Below are 19,683 nucleotides of genomic sequence, written 5' to 3'. Positions count from 1 at the left end.
GGCTAGTAGCTCAGGATTTGATTTAAGAATGCTTGCGTACGTGGGTGTTGTGGTGTTTCAAATAGTGCAATGGGGGAGTTCATCTCGATGATTTCACCTTCGTCCATAAACACAACACGATTCGCTACTTTCTTTGCAAAGCCCATTTCATGCGTCACACAAATCATGGTCATGCCGCTCTGGGCAAGTTCTACCATGACATCTAACACTTCGTTGATCATCTCTGGATCAAGTGCTGATGTTGGTTCGTCAAATAAGAGAAGGTCCGGCTCCATACAAAGCGAACGGGCAATGGCAACACGTTGCTGCTGACCGCCTGATAGTTGAATCGGATATTTGTTCGCTTGCTCTTCAATGTTGACGCGCTTGAGGTAGTGCATCGCTCGCTCTTCTGCTTCTTGCTTCGACAGTTTTAATGTACGAATTGGCGCGAGAGTAAGGTTTTCTAAAACGGTCAGATGCGGGAATAGATGGAAGTGTTGAAACACCATGCCGACTTTACCCGGCTTATGGGTTTTGGCGTTAGCTGGGTGCTCAAAGACGTTGAGTTCACCTTCTTGGATAGATTCTAAGTGATTGATACAACGAATAAGAGTGGATTTACCTGAACCGGAAGGACCACAAACAACAACGATTTCACCGGTATGTACTGAAAAATTAATATCTTTAAGTGCGTGGTATTCTCCATACCACTTGTTTACGCCGCTGAATTCAACAACGATATTTTTTTCTTTCAAGGCTGCCAACTTTTAGAATAAATTTCTTTCTACAATAACAAGTTATTAACCGTATTGCACCTGTTTATAAGGGTTAAACTGTCCAACTGGTGAGCAAATAACTCATTACAAAACTACCTGATAATGTAGTCAATTTTAAAGAAAACGGATCACTATCGCGAAGACAGACATGGTGATCAGAAACTGAGCTGAATAGTAGGTTGTCATGACGACTTGACGTGAAAATATCGAAGTGCTGCCAAAGCGCTCAAAGGCAAGCACAACGCCAGACATAGTGAAGATGAAACTGCCAAGCACCGCGAAAGCTGACGATTGTGTTTTACCACTTGCGTAATACTCCATCGCCATCCATAGCATCGTCATCAAAACAAAGATGTAGCTAGCAACGGACCATTTTTCTTTACCCAAGTCGGGCTTAAAGAATGAGTAAGCGCAAAGTCCAGCGCCGAATACAGCAAATGGGAGCCAAGGGGTGAAGTGCCAGGCTGCCATATTAATGAAGCCCAAGGCGTAACTGATCTGTGCGAGACAAAACAGTTTGATCCCAAAAACAAACTTATCTTTTGGGTGCATCATGATTAAATCACCGATCAGAGACAACGAAAGTCCGGAGATTACCCACTTTGTGTAGGGAAGGTGACTGGCTGGAGACATGAGTAACATGCCAATCATAGCGATGAGTGGCAGTGGTTTGGTCAGAAAGAACAGCCACTTTGGACCAGTCTTAATGCTGATGATATGTATGAGCGCACAAGCAATGACAATCAGCCACATACGATTAACTCTTGAATAGACGACATTACGCTCAATGTTTGATGAGCAAGCTAAAAAGGACACTTCGAATAGTAAGCACTTGGTTTGTTTTTAGTCATTGGCTTACATAAACACATCGAACTATCGCCTATTTGTTATTTTTCTAGCAGAAAAGTTCAATATTTATTGCATTGTCAGTGTTCGGCTAAATTAACATAAAAAAACGGTATTGTGTCTACGAGGACACAATACCGTTAAAAAAGGCAGTATTTTGATAGATTGAGTCGTTAAGCGACTGCTAGGTCAAGAATCTGGCGGCTGCTTTCAAGATCGATTGCTTGGTTTTCACCAAGAACAGTCATGCCATGTTTGCTCAGTTGTGCGATCACTGAGTCAATTGCTGCTTCGCGGTCATCACCGTAACCTTCTAATTGTGTTGCTACACCTAGTTGGTGGTAGAAAGCTTCGATCGCTTGGATCGTGCGCTCTGCCAAATCATCACCATCAGACAAACCAAATACGTTGCGACCCATTTGCTCAAGCTTAGGACGCTTAAATTGCATTTGGTTGCGAAGTAGGGATGGTTGAATGATTGCAAGTGAACGAGCGTGGTCAACATGCCACAATGCTGTAAGTTCGTGACCGATCATATGCGTTGCCCAGTCTTGTGGAACACCACTACCAATTAGACCGTTGAGTGCTTGGTTTGCTGTCCACATCAGGTTTGCGCGCCATTGGTCGTTGTCACGTTCTTCAAACTGTTCGCCCAGAACTTTTAGGTTTTTCAGTAGTGCTTCTGCATAGCCGTCTTGAACCATTGCACCAGTAGGCAGTGTTAGGTACTGCTCACAAACGTGTACCCATGCATCTACGACACCGTTGATCAACTGACGCTCTGGGAGTGTTTTCATTACATCAGGATCAAGGACCGCAAATTTAGGCTGCACGGCAGGAGCAAGAAACGCCAATTTATCTTGAGTTTCCTTTTTGGTGATAACTGCGCCCATGTTTGATTCTGAGCCAGTAGCTGGAAGTGTCAAAATCGCGGCTAGTGGTGTCGCTTCTGTCACTTGATGTTTGCCAACCATGATGTCCCAGCCATCACCGTCGTATTTTGCCGATGCTGCAACGTACTTAGAACCATCGATAACCGAACCACCACCTACGGCAAGGATAAAATCAACATTTTGTTCTTTTACGATTGCAACGGCTTTATCTAGCGTTTCTTTGGTTGGGTTTGGCTCTACACCTGAGAACTCAAGCCACTCGCGCCCTTCTAGAGCTTGCGCGACTTGGTCGTAAACACCGTTCTTCTTAATTGAACCGCCACCATAAATGACAAGTACTTTTTGACCGGTAGGGATCGCGTTTGTAATTGCGGCGATTTGACCTTGTCCGAAGAAGATTTGAGTTGGGTTGACGTATGAAAAGTTCATTATTAGACCTCTTGCTTCCATTGTGAGGAGAGTGAATACATGCATATTAGTACGCGTCGACGCGCCTTAGTAGGTCGATTTCTGTAATTTTTTTGCCTATTTCTACAAATGTGTGTTCGTTGTGCTGGAACTGTAATCAGAACTCCAAGTATAGTGCGTGGAAAGTTATTGGAGTGACACAATGAAGACACTTGCTCAGATCATGCAACAGTACGCCACTAAATTTGATTTGGATAAATTAGAAGGCATTAAAGAAACCGCTATTGACGGCGTGTGGTTTTACCGCAGTAGCAAAGGCAACAACCGCCAACCTTTTGTTTATCAATCTGGAATCATTGTTCTCGGGCAGGGACACAAGAACATCCATATCGGTCAGACGCCAGTTCGCTATGGACCAGATGACTATTTGGTGGTTGGAGTTCCTATGCCTTTAGAATGTGAAGCCATTGCTGTCGATAATGAGCCGTTGCTCGGGATTTCAATTGATATCTCGCCTGCGATGCTGCAAAAGCTGGTAAAGAAACTGGAATCGCAACGCTATAGTAATGTATGTGAAGACGAGACCCGTTGTGGTTTGAAGTCAGTTCGAATGAATGAGCAGATGCTGGATGCGTGTAAACGTTTGATGACGGCTTTGTGCGATGATCTTGAAGTTGCAATGCTTGGCGACATGTTACTGGAAGAGATTGTCTATCGAACATTAGTGAGTGAGTCAGGGCATGTTTTGTTCGAATTAGCACATCAAGAAGGGTCATATGCGCGCGTGGCGAAAGCGCTTAACCGCGTTCATCAAGAGTACCATGAACAACTAAATGTTCAGACGCTAGCTGAAGAAGCGAACATGAGTGTTTCAGCGTTTCATCAAGCCTTTCGAAGCGTAACGCTTGAATCACCTCTGCAATACATCAAAAAGGTTCGCTTAAATAAAGCACGCGAATTAATTCAGTTAGAAGGAAGACGGGTAAACGATGCAGCACGTTTAGTTGGTTACAGTAGCCCATCACAGTTCAGTCGAGAGTACAAGCGCCACTTTAACGAAACTCCAAGATCAACAAAGGCTTAGTGATCTTTATTTCAAAATTACGACTTTTTTCGTCTTTTTTAATAAATTGCGATCGACATATTTATTTGAGTAATAAAATTAGTTATTGGTGCAAAATAAGATGTCTTTTGTTGCAACGTTTTAGTGGATTCTTGAGAGGTGTTGCTGAAAATTTATAAATATATAGTGTGAAACTCTGTAGTTGTACTTAAGTTATTTTACGTCGAAACAAAAGTAATAGTGCGCGGTAGTTAAGCGTATTTTGTATTGTATTAACAATAACTTAAGGAAGAGCAATATGCACCTTAGAAACGGGAAAGCAGTGAAGAGTGTATTTACACTCAGTACGTTAACTGCATCTTGTCTAATGGCTTTCAACACCTATGCGGCGGTTGATTGTGCCCCTCTAGAAGTTTGGGACTCGTCAAAGGTTTACAATGGCGGTGACCAAGTTCAACACGAAAACAACGCTTACAAAGCGCGTTATTGGACCCAAAACAACAACCCTGCGCAATCAGGTCAGTGGGGTGAATGGGAAAACCTAGGCGCATGTGGTGATACGGGACCTATCGATCCACCTGTGAATGAAGTACCGACGGTTACGTTAACATCACCTTCTGCGTCGGCTTCGATCACCGCCGGTGACGTGGTTAACTTAGCTGCGGATGCCTTAGATACTGACGGCACAATCAGTAAAGTTGAGTTCTTTGTTGATGGTGCGCTGGTTGGCACTGCAACAGCTGCGCCTTTCACGGCTTCATGGACGGCAACTGAAGGTGCTCACGAGTTCTCTACCAAAGCGTATGATGACAAAAATGCAGTGAGTGCGGTTAGTGCTGTCACTCTTAATGTAAATGCAGGTCAGCCAGGCAACGAAGCCCCAACCGTTGATGTTGCTCTATCTGCAACTTCTATCGAACTTGGTGGCTCAGTCACGGTAACTGCGAATGCTGCTGATGCAGATGGCACAGTCGCTAAAGTTGAATTCTTCGCTGCGGGTGCGTTGATCGGCACCGCAACAGCAGCACCTTATGCCGTTGACTTTATGCCTGCACAAGCGGGTAGTGTATCTGTTTACGCGAAAGCAACGGACGATGCTGGCGCAACAACAGATTCTTCACTTGTTTCATTGACCGTCAATGGCGGCGCAGTGACGTCGAACTGCCGTCCTGACGGTCTGTACCAAACAGCGGGTCTAGATGTTCCTTACTGTACTATTTACGACGAAGAAGGTCGTGAAAAAATGGGTGCCGATCACCCACGTCGTGTCATCGGTTACTTTACTAGCTGGCGTAGTGGTGATGACCCACAAGCCGCATATCTAGTTAAAGACATCCCTTGGGATCAACTAACTCACATCAACTACGCGTTCGTGAGCATCGGCTCTGACGGCAAAGTTAATGTTGGTGATGTGAATGATCCAACTAACCCTGCGACGGGCAAAACGTGGCCGGGTGTTGAAGTAGATCCAGCGCTAGGCTTTAAAGGTCATTTTGGTGCATTAGCGACTTACAAACAGAAACACGATGTTAAGACGTTGATTTCTATTGGTGGTTGGGCTGAAACGGGTGGTCACTTCGGTGCAGACGGTAACCGTGTTGCTGACGGTGGCTTCTATACGATGACGACTAACGCAGACGGTTCAATCAACCATGCGGGTATCGAGAAGTTTGCGACATCTGCTGTTGAAATGATGCGTACCTACAAGTTCGATGGTCTAGACATTGACTACGAGTACCCAACTTCTATGGCAGGAGCGGGTAATCCTTACGATAAAGACTTCATGGAACCACGTCGTCCATACTTGTGGGCGTCTTACCAAGAACTTATGAAAGTGCTTCGTGAAAAATTGGATGCAGCATCAGCACAAGATGGTCATCACTACATGCTAACGATTGCAGCGCCTTCTTCAGGTTACTTGCTACGTGGTATGGAAACCTTCGACGTTACTAAGTACCTAGATTACGTAAACATCATGTCTTACGACTTACACGGTGCTTGGAACGACCACGTTGGTCATAACGCGGCACTGTTCGATACAGGTAAAGACTCTGAGCTAGCACAGTGGAATGTATATGGCACTGCGGCTTACGGTGGTATCGGCTACTTGAACACGGATTGGGCATACCATTACTTCCGCGGTTCAATGCCGGCTGGTCGTATTAACATTGGTGTTCCTTACTATACTCGTGGTTGGCAAGGTGTGACAGGTGGTGAAAACGGCCTTTGGGGTCGTGCAGCATTACCAAACCAGTCTGAATGTGCGCCTGGTACAGGTGAAGGTGAGAAGAACAACTGTGGTCACGGTGCTCTAGGTATCGATAACATGTGGCACGATACTGACCCTAAAGGCAACGAAATGGGCGCAGGTTCTAACCCAATGTGGCACGCGAAGAACCTAGAGAAAGGCATTTGGGGTTCCTATGCTCAAGCGTATGGTCTAGATCCAGTTAACGACCCTTCAGACCAATTGGTTGGTACCTACACGCGTAACTATGATGATGTTGCGGTAGCTCCATGGCTATGGAACGCAGAGAAGAGCGTATTCCTTTCAACAGAAGATAAAGCGTCTGTTGAAGTGAAAGCGGACTACGTTATCGATAAAGAGATCGGCGGTATCATGTTCTGGGAGCTTGCGGGTGACTACAACTGTTACGTACTAGATGCGAACGGCAACCGTACAACGATAGATGCAACTGAACAAGCGTGTGCTGCAGGTAATGGTGAATACCACATGGGTAACACGATGACCAAGGCGATTTACGATAAGTTTAAGTCTGCAACGCCTTACGGAAACAAGATTGCGACAGGTCCGATTCCAACAGAAGCAGTAGACATCGCTGTTAGCGTTGGCGGCTTTAAAGTTGGTGACCAAAACTACCCAATCAATCCTAAGATCACGTTTACGAACAACACTGGTCAAGCGATTCCTGGTGGTACAGAATTCCAGTTTGATATTCCTGTATCAGCACCGGATAACGCGAAAGATCAATCTGGTGGTGGTCTAAGTGTGATTGCTTCTGGTCACACTCGTGCAAACAACATCGGTGGTCTAGATGGTGTTATGCATCGCGTATCTTTCTCTCTACCTGCATGGAAAGACCTACCAGCAGGCGGTACTTACGAGCTCGATATGGTTTACTACCTACCAATCTCTGGTCCTGCTAATTACACCGTAATTTCTGGCGGTAAAGAGTTTGCGTTTAAGTTTGAGCAACCAGATCTACCAATTGGTGACTTAAACTCTGGCACCGGTGGTGGTGGCGGTACTGAGCCTGGTACTTGTGACACTGCAGGGTTAGTTACTTACCCAGATCTGCCACAAACTGATTGGCAAGGTAACCCAAGCCACGCTAACCAAGGTGACAAAGTGATTCACAATGGTGTGGTATACCAAGCAAACTGGTGGACTGCATCAGAGCCGGGTAGTGATGGTAGCTGGTCAACAGTATGTAATATCTAATCCAATTTGAGTGGATGACAAAAGCGCGCGATTTACATCGCGCGCTTTTTTATTTGGTGAGCTTGGTTTTTCTCTATTGATGATTACAAGAGAGTAAAAAGCTAGAACTCGTAACCTTCCGGAATAACTACGATGCCTTTTTCAGAAACATGGAATCGCTTTGCGTCTTCAATTTTGTTTATTCCAATTTGAGTATGAGGGGGAATTCGAACGTGCTTGTCGATAATACAACTCACCAACTGACAGCCTTCTCCAACTTCGACATCATCAAAAATAATGCTATCTACGACAGTTGCACTATCATGAATGCGCACATTTGATGCTATCACTGAGTGCTGAACAGACCCTCCCGAATTGATAACGCCATTGGCGATGATTGAGTTTATAAAGATACCTTCATTACCAGTGGCTGATGAAACGGTTCTCGCTGGTGGAAATTGCGCTTCATAAGTGCGAATCGCCCAGTTAGGCTGATACAAATTCATTGGTGGTACGGGTTCTAAAAGGTCCATATTGGCTTCATAGAAAGAGTCAATCGTACCTACATCGCGCCAGTAGCAATCTTTGTCTACACGACCTTTACTGCCACAGAATTTATAAGCGTAAACGGATTGAGTATCGATGAGCTTTGGGATGATGTCTTTGCCAAAGTCATGGTTGGAATCGTCGAGTTTCGCATCTTGTTCAAGAGCGTCTTGTAGTACGTCCATATCAAAAATATAGATACCCATAGAAGCCAAGCTTTGAGTTGGATCATCTGGCAGAGTAGGTGGGTTTTCTGGTTTTTCGACGAAAGATTCGACCAAACCATTCTCTTTGATGCCCATGACCCCAAAGGCGGTTGCATCTTCAACAGGAACATCCATACAAGCGACCGTTAACTTCGCACCGTTTTCTTTATGCTCTTCGAGCATCGCTGCGTAATCCATGCGGTAGATATGGTCACCAGAAAGAACGACGACGTACTTTGCATCGTTTCGCGAAAGTAGCCACATATTGTGGTAGATCGCATCGGCTGTACCTTCGTACCATGCACCACCTTTGCGCATTTGAGGTGGAACTGCCGTTATGTACTCACCAAGTTCGGGATTAAAGATGGACCAACCATCTCGCAAGTGTTTCTGTAGTGAATGTGATTTGTATTGAGTGAGAACCAATATCTTGCGTAAACCAGAATGAAGACAGTTAGTTAGCGTGAAATCAATGATACGATACTTACCGCCAAAAGGAACCGCTGGCTTGGCTCTATCATCGGTGAGAGGGCTTAACCTTGACCCCATACCACCGGCTAAAATTACCGCGAGTGCATCTTGCATAATCTTCCCTTTCCCTTATCTTACGTGCCTCGAAAGCGCTCTAAAGCCTGAGGAGTTAGCCAACTGCTGATTGCTATTCGATGTGCACAGTGAGTGTCCTTTGTTTTTTTAGAAATCGTTTTGTTATATACCCTAGTACAAGATTCGAGCCATAGAATTTTATCAATGAAATCAATATATTTTGATAAATGAAGCGTTAACTTTGCACTACATTAGGGAGTGAGGAAATATGTCGTGCACTAAATTGGTGAGGTCGGAGTGGCCAAAGGTTGTCTATAACCCGATTTACAATGTAAAGCGGCGTTAAAACAATGAGGTAATGTGGGACGAGCAGAAATTAAAACAGGAGCTCAAAGGCTCCTGTCCATTGTAGAAAACAGCAGTGAGGTTATGACAGACCGATGATATTACCTTGATCATCAAGGTCTAAGTTCATAAATGCAGGTTTGTCTGGTAGCCCTGGCATGGTCATGACGTTTCCTGAAAGTGCGTATACAAAGCCTGCTCCGGCACACAAGCGAAGTTCGCGAATCGGAACGTTAAAGCCACTAGGTGCACCTTTAATTGCTGAATCTGTACTGAGCGACAACGGCGTTTTAGCAATGCACACAGCTAAACCGTCAAAGCCAAGCGTTTCAAAGTGCTTGAGCTGCTGTTTTGCTAGATCGCTCATCTCGATATTTGATGCACCATAACCAGCTTCACAGACCGCCATCAGCTTTTCTTTCAATGATTGCTCTTTCGTGTAAAGAGGGGTGAACTCCGATGGATTCTCGCATGCTTCAACAACATGCTTAGCAAGCTCAACGGCACCGTCACCGCCTTTTGCAAATGCGGTGCTGATGGCAACTTTTACTTCAGGATTAAAGCGTTCTATTAAAGACTCTAATTCAGACAGCTCTTCTACAGAATCTTGCGGAAATTGGTTGATCGCAACGACAGCAGGAATACCGTATTTATGAACATTATTGATGTGCCATTTCAGGTTTTCAAACCCTGCTTCTAATGCCGCTTGATCGGGGTTGAAAATCGAATCCGGAATAGCCATGCCCGGACGCAAATCGTAGTGACCGGAGTTTGCTTTTAGGCCGCGTAATGTCGCAACAATCACAACACAATCAGGAGCTCGACCAGCCGCCGCCGCTTTTATATTACAAGCTTTTTCGAACCCCATGTCTGAACCAAAACCTGCCTCAGTGACAACGTAACTAGATAGTTTAAGAGCAATTTCGTCTGCAATGATAGAGGAATTACCGTGAGCGATATTAGCAAATGGACCTGCATGAATAAGGGTTGGCACACCTTCTAGAGTCTGCATTAATGTTGGAGCTATTGTCTCTTTGAGTGTGACAGCCATTGCACCTGCGACTTGCAAGTCTTCTGTGGTAATCGGTTGTCCCTCGATATCGTATGCCACGACAATACGCCCAATACGCTGACGTAAGTCTTTAAGATCTTTTGCTAGGGCAAGGATAGCCATAAGCTCAGAGGCTGCGGAGATATCAAAACCTTCACTACGTTCAAAACCGTTAATGGTCTTGCCTTCTTCATTCAGACCAATCTTCACCATGCGTAGTGCACGGTCGTTGTGGTCCATTACACGTTTCCACGTGATTCGGTCAACATCGATTTTAAGTGCTTTTAGTCCAGTTCGTGTCTCGAACGCCGCGTAGCCTTCTCGTTGCTCGTGATAGAGACGAGCGTCAAGCGCGGCGGACGCAAGGTTATGCGCTGCGGTAACCGCGTGGATATCACCAGTGAGGTGCAGGTTCAATTCCTCCATTGGTGCAACTTGAGAGTAACCGCCGCCAGCAGCCCCACCTTTAACGCCAAATACTGGACCCATTGACGGTTGACGAATACATGCCATGACCGATTGATTGATTTTAGATAGCCCCTGAGATAAGCCGATTGTTGTAACGGTCTTACCTTCACCCAAAGGAGTAGGGGTAATCGCAGTGACCAACACTAACTTTCCGTCTTGATTTGTATTGAGGCGCTCAAGACATTGGGGATGAACTTTAGCTTTGTGTTTTCCGTGTGTATCAAATTCGTGCGGCAAAAGACCTGCATTTGCTGCGACAGTAGCGATAGAAGACAACGGTGTGTTTCGGCAAATTTCAATATCAGACTGCATGGATACTCCAAAAAAATGGCTAACACGTGGCGTTCAACATCAAGCAATCGAAAGACTGTATTGCTGTTGCGCAAACGTTTGCGCGAGAATAATACTGGTAAAATAAGAGGTGTAAAGCAGTTCGTGCGCCTTAGCGTGCTACATAATAACAAAAAACACTAAATACTGCGCTAGATCAAAACAAAAAGGTCACCAAACGGTGACCTTCGCATATTTTTTGCTCTAAGTGCTTGGTTCTTAGCGATCCCAGTAGGTTTCTTCTAGGCTATCTTCACGCTCTGGTAGAGCACGGGATAGGCGAGGAGAGTGTTGGGTTAGCACTTCGTAACTTACGCGGTTAGCATACTTACAAATTTGAGATAGCGAAGAGTAAGTCAGACAACGTACTTCGTGTTTTTCTGAGTTAGGAACTTCTTTCTGGTGGAAAGAGTTGGCAGCCATGTCGTGCAGAAGAGCAGATAGCGCGGCATCACCAGCACCGTTGGTATTCTTAATCTCAAGTGGTCCACCTAGGTAAGGACCGATATGAGAGTACACTTTCATCGGCTGTTTACAGTCTTCTTTGCGCATAGCACGGCTAAATTCGAACTTGTTGAACTCATCAATTGAGCCTTCAAGGATATCGTGCGTTGTTTCGCGTTTCACTTGTTCTTCGGTGTAACCTGCCATGTATAGACCATCAGGACCAGCAGTACACAAAACAAGGTCTACCCACTCGAGTGCTTTGTCTGCGGCAGCAAGTGGATCAGTTTCTCCAGTAAGCGCAGCGCCTTCTTCCTCGTTCATTGCAACAACAGATACGTTGTCTCGAATGTACTCTTGCCACCACTCAGCGTTGCCTTCGATCACGTATTTTGTACCCAGCGTTAGTACAACAGGGACGTCGTGCTTCTTAGCAAAGTCGATCGCTTTTTGAACGGCTTTTGGCATTGGGTCATCTTCTTTACCACGCATTAGGTAAGATGAAACGACAAGAGCAGAGGCTTTTTCAAACACCTCTTCAGGAATGCTGTCAGGAGCTAGTTGGTTCATGTGACCTTCGTTAATTGCGAAAGTACGTTCACCATCTTGAGAAATTAGGGTGTAGCAGCGACCAATAGGACCATCTACAGTTTGCAGGTGGTTAAGGTTCATGCGTGAAGAGGTGCGGCACAGGTAACGGTATGCGAAAGAACCGACTTGAATGTTCTTAGACATAACACCAAGTAGTACAGATTTGCTGTCTGCCAATACAGAGTAGTTGTGCAGAGTGTTACCGATAGTGTCGCCTGGGTATTGATGAGTAATCAGACCTTGCTCTACTAACTCTTCATATAGTGCGTCTGCTTTGCTCTCTTCAAGAACGAGAGAATGACCTTTGCTAAGGTTGTATTTTTCTAAAAACGCATCGTCTACGCGCGCTTCGATATCTACGATGGTTTGACCAACGCCGACAATCGTAGGGCGGTACAGCTTAGGCGCCTGTCGAATTTGGTTGACTAATGGATCTCGAGCGTGAGTTGGGAAGTAGTGTTTAGATTTACGCTGTCCAGGAAACTTCATGCTTGTTCTTGAGTGAGAAAAAAAGAGGCGGGATTGTATCACAAAATTTTGAAAATCGTTGTGTTTTATTACAAAGAAATTCGCCCGCTGAAAAATGCAGCGGGCTGGTGTTTTTAGCAGCGATTTGGGGTTAATTTGTAGGAGTTACAGTCGGTTCGACGTAAGCTTTCGTGCCCCATAATGGCACCGTTGACAAGCTATGTTTGAAGCTGCCTTCGGTCTCTTTCGTGGTGTATGATAAGTAAAGTAACGTTTGATTCTCTGGATCGTAGATTCGACGCACTTTCATCGTTTTAAAGAAGATACTTTTCGATTTTTTGAATACCACTTCCCCTGACTTGCTCTTGTCTATTTTTGCAATCATTTCTGGTGTGATATCACCGGTTTGACGACAAGAGATTGAGCTGTCACTCGGATCAGACAAACTTAGGTTCGCTTCAATAGAAGCAATATGACAAGTTACGCCAGTTACGACTTCATCTTGTAGGTGACCAATTTTAATGTCTTTCATTGTGAACATGCCTAGTGAGACGTCGCCCACTTCATTATCACTACACCCAGCCAAGACCGTTACCAAACCTAAAGCAAGCAAGCTTTTTTTCATTTTTCATCCCTTAAATAGGCTAATTTATTGATTCAATTTATCAGACGCACACGATTAAAACAAAATTTGGCGTTACCTCAGGAGTTTAGCTAGGTTTGTAAGAGGCTTCATGCTAATGTACCGCTCCAGAGCAGGTGAGCACTACATTTCTAATCAAAGTCCTGTCTTTTTTACGCTGTCCAAAATTGAACTAGCAGCGCTTAAGGTAAGAAAATGAACGAACAACAGTTAGAAAGCATTAAAAGAAAAAACGAGTGGCTGCATGATTTAGTAGAAGTTGAATTCCCTACTAAAGAAAGTTTGGAAGGTCGTGAAATTTACAATCGTATGCTTGAGCAGCAAACCTACGAGGTAAGTAGTAATACATTGCTCTTAGACAATGAGTCAAACTTATCGGTAGAAGACATATTCTTAGTTGATTTTCATCGACTTACCGTGATGTTTTCAATTCTTCAATCGCAGCGTTGGGCAGACAAGCACGAACAAGAAATGATTGTTGAGTTCCTTACCCAAATCATCCTTACACCAGAATTTGAGTTGTATGTCGGATTTAAAGAAGGGGAGCCGGTTGGTGCCGCGATTGTAAGTCAATATGAAGGCAACACCCTTATTTCTGATTTAGTGGTTTCTCAAAATTTAGATAAACGCCAGTTTGTCTGTGATTTAGGAAAAAAGCTGAACCACGATCAAAAGTTGAGTGAAACAATAGTCATTGAAAATTGATCGATATCGGTTCCCTGAAGGGAATCGATGTTTAGAATGTGCAAAATCTTCTTTTTCTCGGCTGGGTAAAACATGTTTAAGCGTTTGACGCGTTTATTGGGTCTTTTGTTGTGCCTAGGGACGGCCGCAGTCAATGCTGACAATACTGATTGGGAAATCGAACGAGTACTGGTGTTACACTCCTATGAGCCTTCATATCAATGGACCAGTGATATTCAAAAAGGCATAGAAGAGGGCTTCAAACAAACGAACAGCGAAGTAAAGCTGTCGATTGAATATCTGGATGCAAAGCGAGTGCATACCGATGGCTATTTTAGACGGATGGCCAATTACCTTAAGTTAAAATACAAAGACTATGAATTTGATGGTGTCATCATTTCTGACGATGCCGCATTGCAGTTTGCAAAGCGATACCTTGCGAATGATGAACGTTTTACCCCTCTCGTAGCGGTTGGAATAAATGACGCGGACGCCACGCTTGATACGTTGAGTTCTTCTGGTAGCGTACTTTATGAACAAGACCGAGTCGCCGAAAATATTCTGCTTATCAACCAGCTACGTCCTCAAATCAAGAACCTTTATTACTTAGCTGATCGTAGCATGACGTCTGAGCTTATTCATGAGCGTGTCGTTGCGGAAATGAAAAAGTTTCCTCAGATCAACCTAATCGAGCTACGTGATGAAACCCTTGATGACGCATCAAAGCAACTAGAGAACATAAGCCCAAATGATGCGGTTCTACTCACTCATTTTAATACAGAGGCAGAGCAAGGGCATTACCACTCTTATCAACAAGTGGCGCATGTTATTGGTGCAAAAAGCGCCGCTCCTGTTTTTGTTCTGTGGGAAATGTACCTCGAAGAACCGGGCATTTTAGGTGGTTTTGTCAACCGCTCTGAACAATACGGCTACGAGGCTGCTGAGTTGATGGCTGGGAAATTGGGGTTGTCCATGACCAAAGTGGATGATGAGTTGATATCCGAGGCCGTTCTCGATTTTACTGCTATCCAAAAATACGGAATCAGCCGTTACGATATTCCTGAAAGCGCACACATCATTAATGCGCCACCACCGGCGATTCAAGTAAACATCAAATTGCTCTTGTTTGCTTGTGCGCTGATTATTCTGTTGTTTCTGGTCATCGTCAGTCAGTTTATGACCATGCGCCAACGTAAAGTCATTGACCAAAAGAATCAAAAGATCGTAACGCTACAAAAGCGAACGTTGAGTGTTCAAAAGGAAATGATTCACATATTGGGCGAGGCGATTGAATGCCGATCTGGGGAAACTGGGCAGCACGTAAAGCGCGTCGCGAGACTATCTGCCACTCTGGCGGAATTTTATGGTCTTAGCCATCGCGAAGTGGAAATGATTGAAGTCATAAGTCCAATGCATGATGTGGGGAAAATCTCTGTACCTGAATCCATCCTAGATAAAAAAGGTAAGTTGGATGCAGATGAATGGGAGATCATGAAGCGTCACACTACGAAAGGCTTTGAGTTACTCAATAATCGTGAAGGTGAAATCACCAAACTTGCAGCCATCGTCGCACACGAACATCACGAGCGTTGGGATGGAACTGGGTATCCAAATGGCTTAAAAGGTGAAGATATCCACTTGTTTGCGCGCATTGTTGCGATTGCAGATGTCTTTGACGCTCTATTTACCGAGCGATGTTATAAACGCGCATGGACAACTGAAGAGGTCGTCGAGCTGTTCAGGCAAGAAAAGGGCAAACACTTCGACCCTGTCTTGACTCAGCTTCTGTTAAATAATTTGGATGATTTTATAGAAGTGCGTTATTTGTACCCAGATAACGAAGTTTAATGCTAATTACCACGCTAAATGAAGTTTCATCTTTCTTAATTTTGGGGCTTCATTCGGTGATCTTGCTTAAAAAAATGTTAATTGCTCTTTCTCATTTCTACGAAATGCCAAGTCTGTCGTTTAAACATTTCTAAACTTACCTATCATGAGTATACATATTTAGTACAAATAAATAAGTCAATAAGTTCAAACTTAATTGAACAGCAGAGTGTGTAATATTCGTTGGCGGGGGACTGGCGTATGGCTATTAACAATATTAAATGCGTCATATTCGATTGTGATGGGACCTTGGTAGACAGTGAACGTTTGTGCTGCCAAGCATTGGTGAATGTGTTTAGTCAGTATGGCGCTGAAATGAGCTTCGATGAGTGTGTCGAGCATTTTAAAGGCGGTAAGTTGGCAGACATTCTCCGTGATGCGAAAGAGTTGATGAGCGTAAATGCCTCTATTGATGTTCTTGAACCGCAATATAGAGAAGAGTTACAAAAGCTATTTGTGCGTCACTTGCAACCAATGGACGGGGCAAAACGGCTTATTCAGTTCTTAGATTCGCACAACATTGAATATTGTGTTGCTTCTAATGGTCCTAAAGACAAGATTGAGTATTCACTAGAGCTGACAGGGCTATTGGACGCATTTAAAGGCAAAGTATTTTCTGCATTTGATGCGAATAGTTGGAAGCCGGAACCGGATCTCATTATGTACAGCGCAATGAATATGGGCTTTCTCCCTAGTGATTGCTTGTACATTGACGATACGCCTAAAGGAGTGGAAGCTGGTTTAAATGCAGGCGTAAGAACCATTCAGCTTTATAACGGCGCACCGATTAATCTAGTAAACGATGAGCGCGTTATTCAAATTTCACACCTTGATGAACTAAAAGAGCAGCTCTTAGGCTGCTCGGTTTAGTGACAAACATTGCTTAAACTATGGATGTGTTTGAATTTAGTTTGTAATAACGGGGTTTGATGCAAGCATTGGATAGATGAAAAGTTTTTTGTATGGAATCCACAAGAAGCACATGTGAATTTCTCGCCATCTGATGAAATCATATATTCATCGCATTGGCATAGGGGACACTGAAGATCATCAGTGTCTTTTGTTTTGTTGTAATTATTCATATTGTTCACCAGCAGCAAATTTTATTGGCAATATCTAGAATAGCGGAACGTCTAACCTTTGAACATTCTTTCATCAAGTTCAGAGAATTATTTCGATTCACTTCAAAGTAAAGTGATTTGATATCCAGATAATGCTTGATTAGCAAAATTTGTATACTCAAGTGCATCCAGGTTACAAGTGCATCCAGGTTACATAGTACCTTGCGTTGTTTTCCTTGCTCTCGAATCAATGACAACGCTCTGAAGTCTGCATCTTGAAGTCACTTGGGTATAACAATAAAATCCACAACAAATAAAAAGGGCTCCTTACTCGGAGCCCTTTTTTGTCTTAATTTCGATTATGCTGTGCGGTAGCGTTTCAATACTTCACCAAGTGAGACAGACGCTTGCGTTAACGCAGCAACCCCACTTGTTGATTGTTCTGCTACTTCTCTGATCGTATTAGATTGAGAACGAATGTCTGACAGTTCAGATGCAATGTCGTTTGCTACTGCGCTTTGTTCTTCTGCAGAGGTTGAGATTTGAATACTCATATCCATCAGTGAACGTGCTGAGTCAGCAATTGCTGTTACATCACCGCCGATTTCATCAATCAGTTGGCTACTAGTTTGCGCTTGTTGAACGGTACGATCTGTAATAGAAGCAATGTTTTGGCTCTCGACCTGGAGCTTCTCGATCATAGCTTGAATTTCAACCGTTGCCTGTTGGGTACGACTTGCAAGTGTTCGAACCTCATCAGCAACCACAGCGAAGCCACGACCTTGTTCGCCAGCGCGAGCCGCTTCAATGGCTGCATTTAGTGCGAGTAGGTTGGTTTGCTCAGAGATCGCATTGATGGTGGTGATAACGTCGTTAATTTGCGTTGTGTTTTCGTTCAAGCTGCCAACAGAAGCTGACGCTTGCTCAATGTAGCTCGATAAAGTTTCAATTTCGGTGATAACACTCTGTACGCGGTTACGACTGTTCTCAATCTGTTGCGCATCTTGGTCTGATTGAAGCGTTGCTTGCTGAGAAACACTCGATACTTCTTTGGCTGATGCTGTCATTTCTTCCATTGCCGTCGCAACAGAATCTAATGTCTGGTATTGATGTGCGATTTGCGTTTCGCTTAGCTTCATATCTTGTTCGAAGGAAGCCGATGTTTCGCTTAGGGTATTTGCGTTATCTTTTACGCTGTTTACTAGCTCGGTCAGAGTATCCATTGACTTATCGAGCGCACAACCGATAGTGCCGAACTCATCGCGCCCTGGATGAAAACCTAATCGTGACGTTAAATCGCCGTCGCCAATCTTTTCAGTTGTTGTGTACAACACCCACAAAGCACCACCAATAAAGGTTGCTACCCAATAAGAGAATAGGGCGAACGGTACAGCCCAAAGTAAGCTTAGAAGGAACGTAGTTAAAGCCCCTGACTTCGCTTGTTGATATTGGCTAGATAAGTTTTCAGTGAGTTGAATAGCTTGACCTGATTTTAATGAAGAATAAACGGTCACCGTACCGTTTTCAAACTTCGCATCGTTGACCGAGCTTACGTTCACAACGCCATTGATGCTGCGTAGGCTATCTGGTTGTGATTCGACCACACCCGAAAGCCGAGCTTGCGCAGCAATGATCGACTGCTGCTCAAATTGTTGAATGTCATTGAAATAGCGGCTGCCTGCCACTGAAGTTAAAGTCACTAGGAACAGAAGGAAAATGACCCACATTTTGTCGTTGATAGACATTTTGATAAACAATCTGTCTATCGTTCTAAACTCAACTTCTCTCATTTATAGCTCCATTTGAGATGAAAACGGTGTTGAACAAACTTATAGTTATATCGAAACAAAATATGCGCGGCTTATCAGCAAAATATGTAACAAGTGGCTAATCGATTTCAAAATATGAGATCTGAAGCTACCTATAACGGTACATCATATCCATTAATGACAGAAAACTAATTAAAATCTGACAATTGCATGCATATGAAATGGTAGTGCTTTGGCGTTGGTGTCTGGTTTTTTGGGAATATTGACCGCAAACGTTTACTTATGATTTCTGTCATAGCTTTCCAAAACTTTACTTTTCGCTGTCATGAATGTGTCATATAAAGGCTATAAAAAGGAGTTGCTGTCATCGATAAAGAAGAAGTTATGGCAGTAGAATCGAAGCATGAATGCTTCAGGAGATGTAAAACAAAGGAGGTCACAATGAGCGACCAATACCAAAACGACGAATGCCTTGAGATGCTTGATGCACTCGAAATCGGTATTATCTTGTCGGACTACATTGGCTCAGAAGAAGAAGCCGAATAAGTACAATTAGTACTCTCACCGCGTCACTACAGACGTTATACTAAGTTCATGTAAGACGAGCCAAAAGGCCACTCACAGCGTCTAATGAACTTTCTAGCCCACCTGCATATTGCAGATCACTGTAATAGCCATTTAATGGGAAACTTGCTTGGAGATTTCGTAAAGGGAGATCCAAGCAAGCAATATCAAGCTGATATTTCCAATGGTATTAAACTCCATCGTTTTGTGGATCGTATCACCGATCACCACGCTATTGTCGAAGAATGCAAACCACACTTTACTGGCGTTGCACGACGCTTTGCACCTATCGCTCTTGATATGTTTTGGGACCACTGTTTAGCCAAGCATTGGTATTCATTTAGCGAGCAATCTTTAGATTCCTTTGTTCAATATGCTTATCTTCAAGTGAATGAACAAATATCAGAACAACTGCCTCCACGATTTTTGTTGTTACATAGTCGTATGTGGAGTGGTGGTTGGTTGCAGTCTTATCAATACTTAGAAAACATCGAATTTGCCCTTCATCGGATGTCGCAAAGAACGCCGCGTATGGCAGACCTCACGACGACGTTTGAGGTTCTGGATAATGAATATGAACAATTGGAAGGGAAGTTTGCTGCGCTGTATCGAGATGTGTTGAGTCAATCTGCTGAGTATCATCAACAGCTAATTAATTCATAACGCATTG

Annotated in this window: 14 protein-coding genes; 6 read left to right on the top strand and 8 right to left on the bottom strand. The window is 43.9% G+C overall.

What is annotated here, in order from left to right:
* Positions 1–2 precede the first annotated feature (2 nt).
* The 3 genes from QMY49_RS24630 to QMY49_RS24620 form a co-directional block, all read right to left on the bottom strand.
* Entirely contained in the window at positions 3–737 is a 735-nt protein-coding gene (locus tag QMY49_RS24630) for an amino acid ABC transporter ATP-binding protein (protein ID WP_283315002.1), read from the bottom strand.
* 135 nt (positions 738–872) lie between these two features.
* Positions 873–1,511, bottom strand: a complete 639-nt coding sequence (locus tag QMY49_RS24625) for a lysoplasmalogenase (protein ID WP_005451697.1) — start codon at positions 1,509–1,511, stop codon at positions 873–875.
* A 266-nt stretch (positions 1,512–1,777) separates the two neighbouring features.
* Positions 1,778–2,926 (bottom strand): iron-containing alcohol dehydrogenase, encoded by a 1,149-nt coding sequence (locus tag QMY49_RS24620; RefSeq protein WP_005451698.1) that lies wholly within the window; start codon positions 2,924–2,926, stop codon positions 1,778–1,780.
* Between the two features lie 181 nt (positions 2,927–3,107).
* Between QMY49_RS24620 and QMY49_RS24615 the strand changes: the two genes are divergently transcribed.
* Together QMY49_RS24615 and QMY49_RS24610 are read left to right on the top strand one after the other, a co-directional pair.
* On the top strand, positions 3,108–3,989 hold the full coding sequence (locus tag QMY49_RS24615; RefSeq protein ID WP_005451701.1) for an AraC family transcriptional regulator: 882 nt from the start codon (positions 3,108–3,110) through the stop codon (positions 3,987–3,989).
* Between the two features lie 277 nt (positions 3,990–4,266).
* Positions 4,267–7,431, top strand: a complete 3,165-nt coding sequence (locus QMY49_RS24610; protein WP_239212079.1) for a chitinase C-terminal domain-containing protein — start codon at positions 4,267–4,269, stop codon at positions 7,429–7,431.
* Positions 7,432–7,532: 101 nt separating this feature from the next.
* On the opposite strand, the gene glgC is transcribed toward QMY49_RS24610, so the two are convergent.
* The 4 genes from glgC to QMY49_RS24590 form a co-directional block, all read right to left on the bottom strand.
* Positions 7,533–8,747: a glucose-1-phosphate adenylyltransferase gene (gene glgC / locus QMY49_RS24605; protein WP_283314994.1), complete on the bottom strand. Its 1,215-nt coding sequence runs from the start codon at positions 8,745–8,747 to the stop codon at positions 7,533–7,535.
* Positions 8,748–9,135: 388 nt separating this feature from the next.
* Positions 9,136–10,884 carry a formate--tetrahydrofolate ligase gene (locus QMY49_RS24600; protein WP_283314992.1) on the bottom strand — a complete coding sequence of 583 codons (1,749 nt, stop codon included), beginning with the start codon at positions 10,882–10,884 and terminating at the stop codon, positions 9,136–9,138.
* A gap of 237 nt (positions 10,885–11,121) precedes the next feature.
* A complete protein-coding gene (locus QMY49_RS24595) occupies positions 11,122–12,426 on the bottom strand; it encodes an inosine/guanosine kinase (protein WP_009700365.1) in 1,305 nt (434 codons plus the stop codon).
* Between the two features lie 130 nt (positions 12,427–12,556).
* Positions 12,557–13,030 carry a CreA family protein gene (locus QMY49_RS24590; RefSeq protein WP_005451711.1) on the bottom strand — a complete coding sequence of 158 codons (474 nt, stop codon included), beginning with the start codon at positions 13,028–13,030 and terminating at the stop codon, positions 12,557–12,559.
* A gap of 213 nt (positions 13,031–13,243) precedes the next feature.
* On the opposite strand from QMY49_RS24590, the gene QMY49_RS24585 reads away from it, so the two are divergent.
* The 3 genes from QMY49_RS24585 to QMY49_RS24575 all read left to right on the top strand — a co-directional run bounded on the left by QMY49_RS24585 (position 13,244) and on the right by QMY49_RS24575 (position 16,489).
* Positions 13,244–13,753 (top strand): hypothetical protein, encoded by a 510-nt coding sequence (locus tag QMY49_RS24585; RefSeq protein WP_005451712.1) that lies wholly within the window; start codon positions 13,244–13,246, stop codon positions 13,751–13,753.
* A 72-nt stretch (positions 13,754–13,825) separates the two neighbouring features.
* Positions 13,826–15,580 carry an HD domain-containing phosphohydrolase gene (locus QMY49_RS24580; protein ID WP_283314987.1) on the top strand — a complete coding sequence of 585 codons (1,755 nt, stop codon included), beginning with the start codon at positions 13,826–13,828 and terminating at the stop codon, positions 15,578–15,580.
* A 240-nt stretch (positions 15,581–15,820) separates the two neighbouring features.
* On the top strand, positions 15,821–16,489 hold the full coding sequence (locus QMY49_RS24575; protein WP_026000203.1) for an HAD-IA family hydrolase: 669 nt from the start codon (positions 15,821–15,823) through the stop codon (positions 16,487–16,489).
* Positions 16,490–17,039: 550 nt separating this feature from the next.
* Here QMY49_RS24575 and QMY49_RS24565 read toward each other — a convergent pair.
* Complete coding sequence (locus QMY49_RS24565) at positions 17,040–18,470, bottom strand: methyl-accepting chemotaxis protein (protein WP_009696704.1); 1,431 nt, start codon at positions 18,468–18,470, stop codon at positions 17,040–17,042.
* A 609-nt stretch (positions 18,471–19,079) separates the two neighbouring features.
* Here QMY49_RS24565 and QMY49_RS24560 point away from each other — a divergent pair.
* A complete protein-coding gene (locus tag QMY49_RS24560; RefSeq protein WP_009696702.1) occupies positions 19,080–19,676 on the top strand; it encodes an acyl carrier protein phosphodiesterase in 597 nt (198 codons plus the stop codon).
* Positions 19,677–19,683 lie beyond the last annotated feature (7 nt).

The sequence above is a fragment of the Vibrio harveyi genome (genome assembly GCF_030060435.1).
Taxonomy (GTDB): Bacteria; Pseudomonadota; Gammaproteobacteria; order Enterobacterales; family Vibrionaceae; genus Vibrio; species Vibrio harveyi.
Note: the sequence above shows the minus strand (reverse complement) of the source record. Positions and strands in the feature narration are given on the sequence as shown.